The organism is Gemmobacter megaterium (assembly GCF_900156815.1).
Lineage (GTDB): Bacteria > Pseudomonadota > Alphaproteobacteria > Rhodobacterales > Rhodobacteraceae > Wagnerdoeblera > Wagnerdoeblera megaterium.
In genome coordinates, this window is record NZ_FTOT01000008.1 from 64,172 (window position 1) to 79,771 (window position 15,600).

General features: G+C 62.9%; 12 protein-coding genes. 1 reads left to right on the forward strand and 11 read right to left on the reverse strand.

Going from position 1 to position 15,600, the window contains the following annotated elements:
* Window positions 1-158: 158 nt before the first annotated feature.
* The 5 genes from BW970_RS16585 to BW970_RS16605 all read right to left on the reverse strand — a co-directional run bounded on the left by BW970_RS16585 (window position 159) and on the right by BW970_RS16605 (window position 7,865).
* A complete protein-coding gene (locus BW970_RS16585; protein WP_076533531.1) occupies window positions 159-887 on the reverse strand; it encodes a hypothetical protein in 729 nt (242 codons plus the stop codon).
* Window positions 884-1,810, reverse strand: a complete 927-nt coding sequence (locus BW970_RS16590; protein ID WP_076533532.1) for a tail fiber domain-containing protein — start codon at window positions 1,808-1,810, stop codon at window positions 884-886. Before BW970_RS16590 ends, BW970_RS16585 begins: the two co-directional genes overlap by 4 nt.
* A gap of 41 nt (window positions 1,811-1,851) precedes the next feature.
* Window positions 1,852-2,310, reverse strand: coding sequence for a GNAT family N-acetyltransferase (locus tag BW970_RS16595; RefSeq protein ID WP_083701337.1), 459 nt, complete (start codon window positions 2,308-2,310; stop codon window positions 1,852-1,854).
* Window positions 2,310-3,524, reverse strand: coding sequence for a phage tail fiber protein (locus BW970_RS16600; RefSeq protein ID WP_076533536.1), 1,215 nt, complete (start codon window positions 3,522-3,524; stop codon window positions 2,310-2,312). Before BW970_RS16600 ends, BW970_RS16595 begins: the two co-directional genes overlap by 1 nt.
* 126 nt (window positions 3,525-3,650) lie before the next feature.
* On the reverse strand, window positions 3,651-7,865 hold the full coding sequence (locus BW970_RS16605; protein ID WP_144038989.1) for a hypothetical protein: 4,215 nt from the start codon (window positions 7,863-7,865) through the stop codon (window positions 3,651-3,653).
* A gap of 51 nt (window positions 7,866-7,916) precedes the next feature.
* Here BW970_RS16605 and BW970_RS20600 point away from each other — a divergent pair, with 51 nt between their 5' ends.
* Window positions 7,917-8,894, forward strand: a complete 978-nt coding sequence (locus tag BW970_RS20600) for a hypothetical protein (RefSeq protein WP_144038990.1) — start codon at window positions 7,917-7,919, stop codon at window positions 8,892-8,894.
* Between the two features lie 218 nt (window positions 8,895-9,112).
* Here the strand turns inward: BW970_RS20600 and BW970_RS16610 are convergent, their stop codons facing one another.
* The 6 genes from BW970_RS16610 to BW970_RS16635 all read right to left on the reverse strand — a co-directional run bounded on the left by BW970_RS16610 (window position 9,113) and on the right by BW970_RS16635 (window position 15,332).
* Window positions 9,113-11,815 carry a hypothetical protein gene (locus BW970_RS16610; protein ID WP_076533540.1) on the reverse strand — a complete coding sequence of 901 codons (2,703 nt, stop codon included), beginning with the start codon at window positions 11,813-11,815 and terminating at the stop codon, window positions 9,113-9,115.
* A 3-nt stretch (window positions 11,816-11,818) separates the two neighbouring features.
* The gene (locus BW970_RS16615) at window positions 11,819-12,484 is read right to left on the reverse strand and encodes a phage adaptor protein (RefSeq protein WP_076533542.1); all 666 of its coding nucleotides are present in this window, start codon (window positions 12,482-12,484) and stop codon (window positions 11,819-11,821) included.
* A 16-nt stretch (window positions 12,485-12,500) separates the two neighbouring features.
* Window positions 12,501-13,220 (reverse strand): phage adaptor protein, encoded by a 720-nt coding sequence (locus BW970_RS16620; protein WP_076533545.1) that lies wholly within the window; start codon window positions 13,218-13,220, stop codon window positions 12,501-12,503.
* A 41-nt stretch (window positions 13,221-13,261) separates the two neighbouring features.
* Window positions 13,262-13,666 carry a hypothetical protein gene (locus tag BW970_RS16625; RefSeq protein WP_076533548.1) on the reverse strand — a complete coding sequence of 135 codons (405 nt, stop codon included), beginning with the start codon at window positions 13,664-13,666 and terminating at the stop codon, window positions 13,262-13,264.
* Between the two features lie 59 nt (window positions 13,667-13,725).
* Entirely contained in the window at window positions 13,726-14,169 is a 444-nt protein-coding gene (locus BW970_RS16630; protein ID WP_076533551.1) for a hypothetical protein, read from the reverse strand.
* A gap of 68 nt (window positions 14,170-14,237) precedes the next feature.
* The gene (locus BW970_RS16635; protein ID WP_076533554.1) at window positions 14,238-15,332 is read right to left on the reverse strand and encodes a N4-gp56 family major capsid protein; all 1,095 of its coding nucleotides are present in this window, start codon (window positions 15,330-15,332) and stop codon (window positions 14,238-14,240) included.
* Between the last annotated feature and the right edge of the window lie 268 nt (window positions 15,333-15,600).

Sequence of the window (15,600 nt, forward strand, 5' to 3'; positions counted from 1 at the left end):
GTCCAGGCCGTGGGCCTCGGCAGCACGTCCTTCCCGGCTTTCGAGGATCTGATCCATGCGCTTTTGACGCTCGATCTGGTGCTTCCGATCCTCGCGGCCATCACGGTACTCACGGCCCTTGAAGAACCCATCGACAAACGCCGAAAATCCATATGTGCTCATTGCGGCTGGCCTCCGATTGCGCCTAGCGCCCGCGGGCCGAACGATCCGCCGCCGGCCTCGAACTGTGCGATTGCCTGATCCAGGTGCGAATCCGGCACATGTTTGAACCCTTCCCATTCCGCGCGCATGGCAATGCGTTTCGCAGCCGGGCTCCGGGCTGATGACAAGCGCTTGCGGGCCAGATGCTCTGCGATTGCCGTCTGTGTCTGTGGGCTGAATACGGTATCGCCAGACAGACCCATCTCAGTCGCCGCATTGCGCAGGGTGGTGCCGACGATCTGATACCGGCCCATGGGGGTGGCAACACGCCCGACCTTGCCTTTCACCCATTGGCCATATTCGCCGTTCGGGTCCGCGAAATCTCCAAGCTGCGCCAGTGTCATCCTCGACACGTCGATTCCATGGAATCGCCCGCCATTCTGCGAATGCCCAAACAGGGTGGAGAAGCTGCCGCCACCTTCAGTCTGGTCGATCAGGCCAAGCAGTGTTCCATCGCCATTGACTGGCGTGCGCGGCGCGGCGCCAAGGGTATCGGCGCCAGCACTGCCCATCATGTTGCCCATACCGCCGCCGCCGCTGAGCAGTTCGGTGTCGGGACGTGCGCCAAGGGCGGTGATAAGCCGGTCTTGGCGTTCGGCGTCGGCCAGCCGTTCGGCCCGATCCTTTCGCTTTATCCGCGCGCTTGCAAATCCTTCGGCAAAGGCACCGAGACCTGCGAGGCTCACGCTGCGGCCCTCGCCTCGGACGGGCGGCGCTTGGCCCCAAGAGTCTGGGTCAGCTTCTCCACCTTGGCATCAAGCTGTCGAACCGCGCCCATCGTCACGCCCATCATCGTGATCGGGTCAATGGCCGTGCCATCGCCCTTGCCAGTGGCAGCGGCGAAGTCTTCGGCATAGGGGCCCACATGGGTTCCACCGTCTCCGGCACCCTCGTTATAGGTCCATTTCTCCACCGGCATCTTGCGGATCGCCCCGAGCGAGTCGAATGCCTGCTTGTCGTGCTTGATTTCCTTCGACGATGGGATGAATGCGCCCGCCAATGTCCCCAGCGCGCCGAGAACACCGCCGATGCCCTGCTGATTGGCCTGCCATGCCTGCATTCGGTTCTGATGGTCCTGATTCAAGATATTGGCCTGCTGCCCATACCCACTCATGGCGCCGGAGAACCCGGCCTGTGAGGCGCCGTTCGACAGCCCCATCGAGGTTGCCGGGTTCACGGCGAGCCCGGACCCCATGTTGATGGCATTGGCGCGCTTTGCTTCCGCCTCCTGCATGACATTGCGGCGCGCGGTATTGGCGGCGCCGGCCGATGCCAGCGCAACCGCATTGCCCTGCGTGCGCGAAGCTTCTGCGAACCGGCCAGAATCCGGGGACACACCCATGGCCATCGCGGCTCGGCGCTGCTGGTCCTGCGCTTGCGACGATGCAAGCTGGACATCGGCCACCGATTCCCGCGCGGCCTGTTGCTGTCGGGCCGGGCTGTCCCAAGTCTGGGCTTCCGCAATGTACTGATCTTGCAATGGAACAAAGACACGCTGCTGGCGCGTCCGGTCCTCATCGGCCCAACGATTGGTGGTCGTGGCCTGTTGCTGCATCCAGGCCAGCATTTCGCGGCCCGTTTCAGCCGACATCTTGGCCGCGATACCCATATTCGGATCTTGAGCTGGCGCACTTCCACCCATGGCTTACCTCACACCCCGCGCACAGCGGGATCGGTTGCATCATCGGCAGTGCGCTGGAGCGCATCCCCTCGTTCCAGCACCATCACGATAGCATCCCTGCCACCCCTCAATCCACCCCGGATGCGGTATTCAAAGCTGGCACCACATTTCAGGGCAGCGGCTTGCGCAGCCCGGTTGTCCGCGGCGATATGAGCGAACAGTCGCGGCAGGTTCATCCCTCGCGGATGCGTTGCCATGGCGATCAGGCTTTCGATGATGCCGCGTGTCAGCCGACGACCGGGCGCGAGGCCGAAATGGAACTCAGCACCGTTCACGTCCATGTTCTGGAACACCGCAACACCGAGCAGATCGCCGTCAGGCGCGTCATAGATGCCCCATGCGACCACATCCGCGCGCCAGCCAGTCGAGTGGGTGAGGTGGAGGGCGGTCTCAAGAAGCCGGGTCTGATCCATGCGAGAAAAGTGCATCAGGCCACCTCTGCTTCATGCAGCCTGACATCGACCCAACGTCCGCCGGGCACGTCTATCGGATTGCCTGCGATCCAGAGGCCATTGTCCCAGACAGGCTCCGCGACGGTGATGGTCAGCACACCATCCGCCCAGCCGGTGGTTACATGGCACAGCCGGTTCCCGTTGTGATCACGGGGCACCTCGATCTGCCAGCCGGATTGCGCGAGGCCGAGGCTGCCGGTGATCTGGTAGACTCCGGTTTCGCTGCGGGTGATGGCAACACCGCTGGCGTCCGAGTTGACCGCGCCATCGCCCGCTGCCGCAAAGCCCTGGCCTGCGTCGGCCCCGCCGCCGACGCGCGCAATGGGCGAGGCTGATTTCACAAAGCCGTTGACATCGACAGTGGTGTTTGCCGTGTTGCGCACCTGGTGCCAGCTGCTCCAGACGCCATTCCCGTAACGGCGCATCCAAGTCTCGTCCGAGTTGGCCATAGCCGCCCGCATAACGCGCAGGGTGAAGAACGTCGGGCTGAATCGCTCGACCACGACGCTGCCGTAGTTACCGCTGACAAAGCCCGGAGGCATGTCGGTCTGATCCGCCGTCCCTGGTCCAAAGACATAGACCCCGCTTGGCGCATCTGTGCGTATCCACGAACCGATGTTCACCGGGGCGCTGTCAAGCGACCCCCAGCCGAAATCTCCAACCTTGGTGACGCGCCCCGCTGTGGCATCGGTTGAAGATTGGGTCACGGCGGCGCCCGTCAGCGGCACATCGACCTGGAATGCGGCGTTGCTCAGCAGCGCCCTGCGCGTGCCCCCGGCAACAAAGCCGAGTTGATTTGAGGCGGGGTTGTTCAGGCCGGTGTCTACATCACCAGCGAAGCTGACACCCGGCAGTGCGTTCGTCCCTGCCGGAAACTTCCCTGCCAAGGCGCCGGCCATATATCCAGACAGGTTCGCCCGAACCTGGTTCAACAGGTCATAGGTTTCCCTGACCACACCGCGCGTCGGCTGGATCGCATAGGTTTGCCCCGAGGCATTGGAGCCCAGATACCCCTTGTCCAGAGTCAGGGTAGTATTGCTGGAGATCCCGACAATTTCGTAGACGCGGCCATCGGGTAGATGGATTGCATCGGACACAGCCGCGTTGGCGATCCATGCCGTTCCAGTGCCGGTGACGGTTGTGTTGCCGTTGGTCACGGCAATCGTTCCTGTGCGATACCAATTCGACACTTCTGTCTCCTGCGGACATGACTATGCGCGCCCGGCCAAAACTGGCGGGGCGGGCGGTTTCAGGTTCGGCTATGCCGGGAATGCTGCGAGTCTAGACCAGTTTTCCTACCAAAGGTAGCGATCAGCCTAGCGCTTCATTTCTGTCGTCTGCATGAACACGTTTTTGACCCTCGGACTATATGGTGCAACGCGCTTCGCCCGCACCTCTATCGTCATCATCGACGCCGCGCCGGCCTGAACGATGAGCCCGAATGTCACGATCTGCTCCTCGTACATGTATTGCGTGTAGACATCCACGTTCACGTTGTTGCCGCCGGTGACGTACCCCGTCGCGCCGGTTGTCAGCTGCCAGATATTCGATGACGCGCGAAAGGTTCGCTGGACGATCCCGTTCCTGACCACTTCAATGTCGCACGCCCCATCATTGATGCCCATTGTCAGAAGTGTGGATACAGGTTTGCCGTCCGTCTCGGTGGTGACGGAGATGAGCGTGGTGAAGTCATCCACGATCTGCACATCGTCCGGTGCAAAACTGGCGGTGGTATTGCTGACAGCGCCCTCACGCAGCGCCAGTGTGCCGAATTCAGCGTTGCCGGAACTGTCGATCCTCCATCCATCGCCGTATCGACCGGCAGAGTAATTGGCGGATCGCAACTCTCCGCCAAAGACGGCAAGGCCCGAGGCGTTGAAGTCGATGGTGTCGATCAGGTTGGTGGTGATGCTGTTTGGCGTCAGAAAGGTGCGACCATCCCGCTGCCGAACCACCTCGATATTGGTGACAAATGCGTTTCCGCTGCCTCCGCCGCCACGGCGCAGCCCGATGTCCACCGTGGCCGCATTTGCCGGGACGGATATGTCCTCCGCGAAGGTCGCCCAAGAGGTGGCCGAGGCGTTGGCGACACCAATCACGTTTTGCCCAAGCGCCTCCCCGTCCGGGCCGAACCAACTGAACAGCAAGCGCAGGGTGGCGGATCTTGGTGTGGCTCCCTGCATTGCATAGCTGAACCGCGCATGGAACCTGTCGCCCTCGCGCGCCGCGACGCCCGTCGCCATGGTGGCGGTCCGGGTGGAGCCCGTGCTGCCGATCCGAAGGAAATGCGCAGTCGGGGCCGACTGGCCTGCCGGATCGTTCGCCCCCTCGCGCGCCGCGACGGAGAATGTCGCCGGCACCGCTTCCCATCCTCGGAGATCACCATAGAGGAATCGCCCGTTCGGTATGCTGCTGCCATCAAAATCGGTGATGACCAACTGCTTCGCGGCAACGGACCCATCCAGAAGGATGTCGTCTGCCTTCAGCTTGGCCACCGAAGCTGTGCCGTTGGAGCCATCCGCTGCGATCAGATCGAGAAGCGAAACGGCACCTCCCGCCTGCGCCTTGATCAGATATCCGGCTGACGCCCCGTCTTGCAGGGTGGCAATCGCGGTGCCTTGGCTGGTGATCTTCGCAGAGCTTCCCCCCGCGTCCACATCAAGCTGCGTCAGCAGGACGCCAAGCGCGGTCCCGTTCAGCTTTGACATGTCGAGACCACGAACATCGGAGATCTGCCCGGACAGGCTGCTGATTTCCGGCAGTTCCCCTGCGACCGATGCAATCTCGATGAACACTCGGGCAATCTGAACAGCCCGGCCAGCCTTGTCGTGGTCTCCGAAGATCCCGAGATACCCCGGCCCACCGCTGATGGAAGGCGGGATTGTCAGGTGGAAGACATGCCATGCCCAGGCAGTCGTCAGGTTCTGGTTAGACGCCACATACCCGGAGTTCCCGTTGTCATTGGTGGAATAGCAGACGCCAAAGCGGGTCGCGGGATTGCTCGATGGTCGCTTCGCCAGGACGCCGACCTTGATGCGTTGCCCGGCGAACAGCACGGCGCGCGCCATGGGGATCTGCACATAAGCGCCATTCGTGTAGCCTGTCAGAACGCGAGGGGCACTTCCTTCCGCAACGATGATCGTGCCGACCTGCCCAAGTGCCGACCCACCAAGGGAAAGGGTGACGGCTTCACCGGCGGTCAATGTCGCCAGCGTGTCGAGGGTGCGTTGGAAGCCCTGAATCGTGTCGGCCACGTTGTCGATCGAGGCCGTGAGCGCGTTTGCGGAGGCCGAAATAGCATCATTCGTGCTGGCCGATGTCATGTAGGCCGAAAGGGCCGCGGCTTTCACCTGCCCGGTTTCCGGGGTGAAGTATTCCGCCTCGAAGGTCTCGATCCTGGTGGAAATGGCCTCATCCGTGGCCGCTGTGGTGTAGTAGTTCGTCAGAATGCCAGCCTTGATCTGCCCATTCGGGTTGCGAAGGGCGGAATTGAGTTCATCCACCTTGGCTGCGATGGCGCCGTCCGTATCGACCTTGGTGTAATAGTCGCTGGTCAATGTCGCCGCGACTTCCGCGGCAGCGCCGACGCTTGCCACACTGATGATATCGACTTCAGCAACAGGCGCCCCCGCATACTGCGCACCACGAAACAGGAGGCCCGGCCGCACATATCCGGCACCAGCCGGCGCCGCGCGGTCGATGGTGTGGACGCTCCATGCAGCGCCGGGAGCAACGGAGAGGTCGTTGGATTGAGAGGAAAGCGCGGTCCACGAACCGGCAGGAATCCAGGTCCACTGGATGCGAAGACCGTTGTTGCCCCCGCTGCCGCCGATTGCGCGCACCCTGACGGTGATGCGGATCGTCTCGCCTTCCCGCACGGGCAGGACGCCTCGGGTCCGCAGCGCCGGTGTATTGGCCGCGCCGATTGCGACGGAGGCTTTTCCATCAGCAACTGACCATGCCGGATCCAGCGCGGCTGCAACATCCGGGGCGGCGCTGGCGCTGCTGGTCCAGTCAGCCGCTCCGGCCAGGAAGTCGCTTTTCGGCGCGGTCGCGGTCAGTACGGATCGCAGTTCCAACTGCGACGCCGCTATGGCCTCGTTCGCAGCGGTCTTGGTGTAATAGTTCTGCTCCAGATCGGCGGTGACATTTCCCACCGCTGTATTCGCCGCTGCTGCCGCTGCTGCCGCATCCGTCGCCACCTTGTCCGTTACCGCTGCCCACGCGCTGCCGTTCCATCGCTTGGGGGTGTTCGCCCCGCCCGTGGTGTCGATCCACAGGTTCTGTGCCAACCGTTCCGATGCGGCAGGGGCTGCGGACTGGAAGAACACCTTGCCCTTGCCGCCTGCGAGGTCCGAGGCCGCCTGCGCCGCGTCCTGCGCCTGCTTCACCGATCCGCCTGCACCTTCCATGGTGGATTTCAAGGTGGTGGACGCAGCCGAAATGGCCGCATCTGCATCGGTCTTTGTATAATAATCGCTGCTCAGAGTGGCGGCGAGGCCGCCGATGGCGCCTTCTGGTCCGGTCAGACTGCTTTCCAGTGCCATGGTGGCCGCCGAAATGGCGAGGTCCGCGGCAGTCTTGGTATAGTAGTCTGCGGACAAGGTTGCCGTCAGGCTGCCAATCGCCCCCTCTGGTGCCGTCAAGCTGCTTTCCAGCGCCATGGTTGCGGCGGCGATAGCGGCATCCGCGCCGGACTTGGTGTAATAGTTCACTGAGAGGTTGGCCGAAACATCGTCGACATCTGCCAGCAGGCTCGTCATCTGGGCGGCCATCGCAGTATCGGCGGTGGCTCTTGCAACCTCCTCGGTCCTGATTGCGGTCTCGGCCCCGCTCAAACGCGCCGATAGCAGTTGCAGGTTGGTGGAGGTGGCCTCCACCCCTTCTTGAACGAATGCCCGCGTCTGCTGGACAGCGGTGGCAAGTTCCGTCGCCGCGTTTTGCTCGCCCACGAACTCTGACAGCGCCAGCATGAGTCGTGTCATGTCATCGGCTGCCATGCCCCGATAGATCGGGCCGGTGGCGATCAGGCTTCGCTCATAGGCGGCTTCCGCCGTCAATTCCTCGGTCTGTGTGCGGGTATAGTAGTTTTCCGCAAGGTTTGCGGCGAGACCGCCAATCGCGCCCTCGGGTGCCGTCAGGCCGCTTTCCAGCGCCATAGTGGCGGCGGACATCGCCATATCGGCCTGGGTTTTGGTGTAATAGTCGCTCGTCAAGGTCGCTGTCAGGCCACCGATAGAACCCTCTGGCGCCTCCATTGAGGATTTGAGCGCAAGGGTTGCCGCGCTGATCGCAGTGTCGGCGGCGGCCTTGGTGTAATAGTTCTGCGCGAGGTTTGCGTTGAAGTCGCCCATCGTCGTTCCCAGAGAGGTGATCTGGGCGGCGATGGATGCGTTTTCATCAATGCGCAGGGTCATTTCCTGCTGCAAGGTGGCTACGGAGCCATTGAGGGTCGCGGCCAGCGTGGTTCGCGCACTGGCTTCGGCCAGCAGGCCATCATCCACATAAGCGCGGATCTGGGTCTGCGCCAAAGCAAGGTCTTCCCGCGCGGCCTCGCCCTCCATGTGGGCCTGCAACAGTGCATGGAGGTTGGAAAGATCGCCGGCCTCGACACCGGCAAGGGTGCTGCGTGCGGACTGGACAGTCTGGATGATGGACGGGCCATCCAAGGCGGACAGGGTAATCTCTGCCGCGTCAAGGCGGGACTCGACCCCCTGGAACTCGGAATTTGTGACGCGCAGGGCTATTTCCGCTTCCAGCCCGTCAATGTCGATTTCTGCCTGGGTCAGCCGCACCGTCATATCCGACACGGTGAGGCTGTCAGCCTTGAGTTCGATGGCGGCGAGGGCACCGCTCAGGCCAATTTCGGCGGTCGTGATGCGCAGATCGAGATCTTCGATGATCGGAATCTGGGTCGGGTCCAGCACCGCATTGCTGATTGCGGTGTTCACATAGGCGACCGAAGCCTTGAGGGAGATTTCGGCCTGCACTGCGTCCAGGTTGATCTGGGCCTGCGAAACCCGATCCTCGATGGTGTCTATACCAGCGATCCGAACCCGGCCATTTGCGGGGTCTACCCAGATGCCTGCGTCGGTGATGCGCTTTTCGGTGGCGAACTGGAGGGCCTGCAATCCGGCCAGCCGGTCATAGATTGCGTCAACGGCATCCTCGGATCGCCAGATGCGCAGCCGGTCGATGTCGATTTCGGTGGAAAGGTCGGCAATGTCGCTTGCGACCTCGGCGGCCATATTGCCCACGACCTGTTCCAGATCGTTCAGTGCCTGCGCGGTCTGCTGGATTGCCTCGGCGGCCTGTTCCAGGCCAACTGTGACTTCCTCGTCAATCAGGTCAACGTCAGCGCGCAGGGTATTGAGGTCTTTGTCGATCTGGGCGCGGACATAGCCCAGGCTCTCGGCGGATTCGGCCTGCACGCGGTCGATCAACTGCGACAGGTTGGAGGTGAATCCCTCGGTCAGGGCGTCCAGTTCTTCCCTGATCTGCTGGGATATGTAAGCCGCGCGCCGTGCCTGCGCCGCTGCCGCATCAGCGGCGGCCCGTAGATCGGCCACCTGCTGGGCCAGCCCTTCTGCACTGGTGCTACTGCCACCGGCACTGGCGGCGCCAATCGCTGCCGCCGCCTTTCTGGCGGTCAGGTCTGCCATGGATTGCAGATCGGCTGTCAGTTTCTTGAGGTCGCGGAACCTGACGGCATGGTCGGGCTGCTTGCCACGTTCCCCCAGAAGGGTTTCCACCTTGGATTTGAGGATCGGATCATCCCTCATTGCCACACCTCATCGGGCACTCCGGCCAGCACGATACGAGTGGTCGATACATTGCCTGCGACCTCGACCTGCCACTCGGTTGCCAATACGGGGGGAAGCCGCTCGATGCGGCCAAAGGCTGATGCGCCGGATGTCTCGCGGATCAGGTTGCCATCGGCCCATACCTTGAAATCCAGTGCTGGCACGGCGCCGGCCAAGGGTTTTGCATCAACCATGATACAGCCGAAGTTCACCGGGCCAGGGAGGCGCATGGGCTTGGACCGCCAGAGATAGGTGCCGATCTGTTCCGATGGATCATCGACGCTGACCACAGTGAGGCGATCAGCTTGCAACGCGAACAATCGCCCGGTCTCGCGGTGGTGGATCAGCGATGTCAGGCCGACAGGTGCCGCTGGCACCAGGTAGGGCTGCTGGCCTGATACATCGACATAGGCAAGCTGGCGATTTGCACTGCCGATGGGCTGATATGACATCGCATAGCGCCCGCGCGAGGCGGCGGCGTGGATGGTGGCCGGCGCTATCTGGCGCCATTGATCAACATCCCAGAGGGCTTGCGATACCACTGATGCCCCGCTCTGGCTGATCTGGACGAGGCCCTCCGTGGATGGATAGACCGCGAAATGGCCCAGATCGACGATGCCTGCCTTGGACAGGCACGGAAGGGACACCTCCATGCGGGTGAGTGCCATGGAGTCAGGGTGGAGACCTTGGGCGACGTAGGGCGTGGCGGTTGTCAGAATGGCAAGTGATGTGCCGAAGGCGGCAAGTCCGACGATCTGATCTGAGACGGTCAAGACATACTTCTCGGGCCAGGCATGGGGTTGATAGGGTTCCGAAAAGCAGACCTTGCGCCCGCTGAATGCGGCCATGATCCCGTTGGGCATTGCGATGATACCGGCCAGATCGGCCGGCGGCGGGTCAAAATCCGTGCTTGGCATCACCTCCTGCGGGGGCTTGACGGTTGGATCGTGCGTATAGATCGTCGTGGCGGCTGGTACCTCGTCCACGAAAAAGAACTCGGTGGCGCCCGCTGCGCTGGTAACGGACCTGTAGACGCGCTTGTGGGTGATCAGGCGGCCCGCAGGTGCTGCCGCCGACATGGTGACGGTCACAATCTGATTGTCGTGGGCGTCGATTGGGGCGCTTGCCAGCGAGGGCTGCGATTCCTCGCCCAGCGATGTGACATAGGTATAGGCATAGAGGACCGTTTCGGTGGTCAGATCGCCTGCCATGCCGAATACCTCGACCTCCATGGCGCCGATACGTTTGATCCTCACCGGATCATTGGCCGCCGATGGCAAGGAAATGGCTACTGCCTGGTCGGACGTGACTGCGATGATCGTCTCGCCCGAAGTTGCCGATGTGTCGCGCGTGACTGCCCGGTATGTCGAGGCGGTCGTGATCCATTCGCTCCCCGAGTAGGTGAACCGCGTGCAGGCACCCCCCGGATAGATCGTCGCTGGCAGCGCGGCCCCGTTGATCTGCGTTCCCATCGGGAGGATCACAGCCCGGCGGTCGCCCAGCACGCCTACATCGATCGTATCGCCCACGCTGCCGGAGGGCGGCATGGAGAAGATGATGGTTTCGGGAGCGGAGGTGGTCAGGAACCGTCGCACCTTCATCGTTTCCAGCGCGGCATCGGCTGCGGTGGAAAGGTAGCTATCGTCGAAGGCGCCACCGATCTTCAGGACACGCCAGTTCGTGCCGGTCCAGATGAAGGCGTGCCGGTCGCCCTGAGCGGAAATCGTGAATGATGCACCCCCACCGAAGAAGCTGGCGCCGGGAGCGTTCACAGTGACGGCAGCAGCGCCCTTGCGCTCCACGGAGACCGTCGATCCGGCTGGCAATCCAGAAGTTGCCGGCAGGCTGACAGCGACACCCCGGGCTCCGTTCACGCTGATATTCTGGCCAGCAGCGGCGGCGTGGGCATAGGTCGAGTCTTCGCTGGTCGGCGGCGTCAGGATTGTTCCTGGCGGCGCGATCAGTATTGCAATCCATGCCGTGCCGTTGAACAGCAACGCCAGACGCTGGCCAGCCCCATCAAGGGAAATGTCACCGGCCCTGCCGACGATGGCCCTGCCATTGCGGTGGACTCTGACGATCCCGGTGCCCTCGTTCACAACCCCGACGCAATCGCCGCCAGTGGGCGCAGCGGGCAGGCAGGCCACGAGGCGCTTGTTTGCGGATTTCGGGTTGGCGATGTTGACGGTTCCTGCCACCAGATCGGCACCGGATGCGTGCAGCGTGACCGGAATTGTCGCGGCGGCTGAGACCCATTTCTCCCCGTCATGGGTGAAACTGCGAGCGGCCCCGTCCGTGGCCAGGGTCTCTCGCTCAGCGATTGCCGGGGCAGTGACACCGGGTGTTTCGTTGGGCGCAGGCAGGGCCAGGCCATAGTAGACCCCGCTGTAGAGCATCTGCGGGGCACCTGCTGCGCCACGGGTGATGTAAAGGCGATCCTGAGCCACGGGACCGGCAGCAGCATCGGCATCATGGTTCCAGCCCAGCCATGTCGATCCGTGCAAATGGATGCGCTGTGCGACGGCCCCCAGCACGGTCGCCTGCGCGTTCCCCCGCATGGGGGCAAGATCGCCATTGGTCAGCTTGGCATTGCTGACGGCGGCGGCGTTCTGCGGGGGCAGATAGGCAGGATTCAGCTTCGGGATTTCACCGGCGAACCCTTCGAACGTGATCTTCATGTCTCAGAACCATCTGGCGGTGGTGCGGATCTTCGCGCGGGTTTGCGTGCGCATGTGGGTCGAGAAGGCAGAGTTGCAGGCGCGTTCGAAGCGTTCGAGGTGGAACATGGCGCGCTTTGGATCGGTCCAGCGTTCCTCTGGTGTTGCGAGGATGCGGGCGAGGGCGCCATCGGTGATGGCCTCGGCCTTCTGAATTGACAGAAACTCCGGCACGACATTGTAGGCATCGTGCAGCGGGTCGTTGGGGTCTGTTCCGAATAGCTGGCCGCTACGGGGTTTCAGGAACAGCGAGACACGCAGCAGGCCAGCCTGGAACGGATAGATGGACACCGTGTTCTGGTCGATCTGAGTAAGGTACCTCGGGCGGCCAATCTGGACGGCCCCGGTCAACTCGTCTGGGTCCGTATCCGTCCATTGAGTGGGGGTCAGCGGAGCCCCGTCATGGGTCGCTTCCTCGATTTCATGGATGGCTGAATAGTCCGGGGCGACGATGGCCTGACCATTGGCGGTCAAGCTCACCTCGATGATGTGGCGCCAGCACCGGGTGCGCTCGCAGAACTCGATGGCCGCGAGCCGTGCGGCCTGCTCTGCGAAGAAGCGGGGGCAGCCGGGGGCCTGCGGCAGGATGATCGGCAGGAAAACCGCCGTTCTGATGACAGGCAGAGCCACCGGCTATCTCCTTGGATCAGGTGGAGGCTCGCCCGTAGTTGGCCAGCGCCATGCCCATTTCGCCATTGTTGATGGCCGCGATGGCCTCGCGGAACTGCGTGAAATGGGCACCGGCCCGGTTCGCCGCGTTCGGCACACCGCTGTCCTTCGAGAAGGCCCGGTACAGGATGAAGTCCACGATTGCGTTGCGATAGATGTCGGGGAAATCGACCGTCTCGGTGTAGTTCTCGATTGCGAGGTTCGCCGGTGCTGCGGGCGGCGTGACGCTGGGCGGAACCATTCCGACCATGGCCTCGATCTTGCCGGTGCCATCGTTTCCGGGCACCACATAGAACGAGCGTGGATCCGCCATGTCGTGGATCACGTTCTCTACCGCGACGGCGAAGGGCAGCGTGGCGGCGGCTTGCCAGCCGGGAATCTGGGCGTCGATGATTTCGCGGCGCGCAAGGGTCCGAATGGCTTTTCCGCCTGTCGGCCCGCCAACGTCATCGTGGCCGAGCACGAGGTTGCGCGTCACGCGCGACAGGACAGTGTATTCCGCCGGAAGGCTTTGGAGTGTGCCTTCTACCAGTTCCAGCGTGACGGTGCCGGATTTGGCATTGGGTTTCAGGGCCACGATCTCGCGCATCGCGTCGTTGAGATAGGTGTGCAGTTCAGGCGCCGTCCAATGGACGTTGCCAAAGTCTTGCAGCGTGACAGATGCGCTGTGCATCACATCTTTGGCTTGGAACGGCATCTGGGGTCACTCCTTCTGAGCGGTGCCGGTGGGAGGGAGGATCAGCCCTGGCGGGCCGCCTTGATTGCCGTGAGCAGGGTTTCGTCCTTGGCGGCGGGGTGGGGCTTTTTGCCGGTCGCCTTGAGGTAGAGGGCTTCCAGCGCCTCGCGGTTCAGAGGCTGATCCGTGGGCTGGGTCGGCTCTGTTGGTTCGGTCGGCTCACTGGGCTCTGTGATCGCAGCAGGCGTGGCTTGCGCAGGTTTCGCGCCGATTGCCGGAGCGGCCTGCACAGTGCCGGGGGCGATGCGATATCCTTCGGTGATCGACAGGAAACGCTCGATATGCTCGGGCACCGTCACGAACGCGACATGCCGTCCTTCGGGATCGGGGGCGAAATGATAGGTCGCACCATCCGCCATGGTGACGCGGCTTCCGTCGACTCGCTTGATCTTGGATTCAATGAACATGGCAGTTCTCCCGTTTCAGATGGGCCGCGCCTGCCGCAGCGAGGCGCGGCGGAGGCTCATCACGCCGATGCGTAGCGCAGGCGCAGGTGCAGCTTCTTGTTGGCTGCGGGGGTGATGGCTGCCGATGGCACCACACCAATGCTGCGATGTTCGCCGGCAACCGCGAGCCCGACGATGCCGATCAGGGGCTTTGCCGCCGGTGTCCCCGCTGCCTGGTCGTTGAACAACTCCGCGCCGCAGCTCCGCGCGCTTTCCACATCGCCCGGCGTGCCGGACATGAAGCCCACGTCGAGAGTGATGGCCCCGAGGTTCTCGGTTGCAACATCCACCGCCAGAATGCGGTTTCCGGCAGCAAGCGGCGCCAGTTCCAGCACATCGGTATCGGCAACGGCCTCGGTGAAGGTGTGGGTGATGATGACTTCGCAGACCACGCCTGCCTTGTTCGGCACGGGAATGGGAGTGCGGGCATTGCCCTTGAAATAGGTGGACTGTTTCGTGGCCATGGTGGCGATCCTTGTGCTGTCCGGTTGCTGGATGGCGGGGCCGGTCGGGCGGCCCCTGCCGGATCAGATCAGGCGGCGTTGGGGTCGCGGCAGGAGGTATCGACGGCGATGACGCCAAAGTCCTTGCCGTTGAACCGGGTCTTTTTCATCCCGAGGATCGCCCCGCAGTAGATGGCCACCTGGTTGTCGGCGTCGAACATCTTCTCGACCCATGTGAAGCGGGTACCGCGCCCACCCGAGCCATAGGCGACGACACCGGCTTGCCGACCCATCAAGAGCGACCGGGCCGCGCTGACGTTGCCGCCGACGCCGTAATCGCTGAAACGACGCACGCCTTCATGCTGATGCAGTACGGTGTCGTTGATCATGCCGAGGCCGCCCTTCACGATGGGGCTATTGCGGCCCTCGCTGGTGGCCAGCGCCTGCTGGATCTTGGACCACGACAGATCGCCGGTTTCCACGCGCATGTCGTAGGCTTGGAAGGGGCTCATCAGGAGGATGAACCGCTTCGCGCCTTCGATGCTCACCGGCGTCATCTTCATCACGTCCGGGTTGGTGGCATTCATCATGCGCGGCTTGACCGTCACCCGTTCGATCAGGGCGACGTTCATCTTGTCGGCGGCGGTCAGGGTGGCCTTGGAAACAGCGGTCCCGCCGTAAAGCTGGTGGTCGGAATCGGGTGCCTGGATCGGGTTGCCTGCGAACTCGCCCGAGAACTTGCTGTCCTGGTTGGCCGCGGTGGGGGCGCCGGACAGATAGACGTGGAATCCCTCGTCCACCCATTCGGCCATGTAGGTCGCGGTGCGGTCGCGGGCGATGCGGCGCAAGTCGTGCAAGGTGCGCTTGCGCGTCATGCGACCGCCACCCGAGGCGCCTTTGCGTACCTGGTCGATTTTCACTTCGTCCTGGTAGAAAGTCAGGGGTTCCTCGGTGCCTTCGACCACATTGTCGCCTGTGGTGACGCCCCCCCGGAGGTTCACCGACAGGTCGAACTTGATGGCGTCACCGGCATCGTCTTCGAGGTCGGTGCGGCGCTCGATGATGTTGTTTTCACCGGAGCCGATGAAGCGTTGGTAGTAGGTTTGCTTGTCGGCTTCGAGGGCCAGCGACGTGGCCCACCGCTTCACCGCCTGGGGGGAGTTTACGCCAACAGTCGTCAGCATATCGGACGCTCCTTTGGTCAAGAGAGGTTTGACCCAGGCACGTCCTATGCTTGGCTTAGGAGTCCCCTACCACATGTTGGGTGTGTGTATCAACTGGCGGATTATCTCCGCCATCCGACATTGTGATCTTGACGTCTGGGGGCGCCGAAACTGCGACACGGATACGTCTGTCACCGGCCTTGATCAGGTCGAGAGTGACGTCTCCCACCCTGATCTTGGCGCCGGTCCCCATCAAGATATTGCGAACAAGCACGGCGTGCACCTCCCT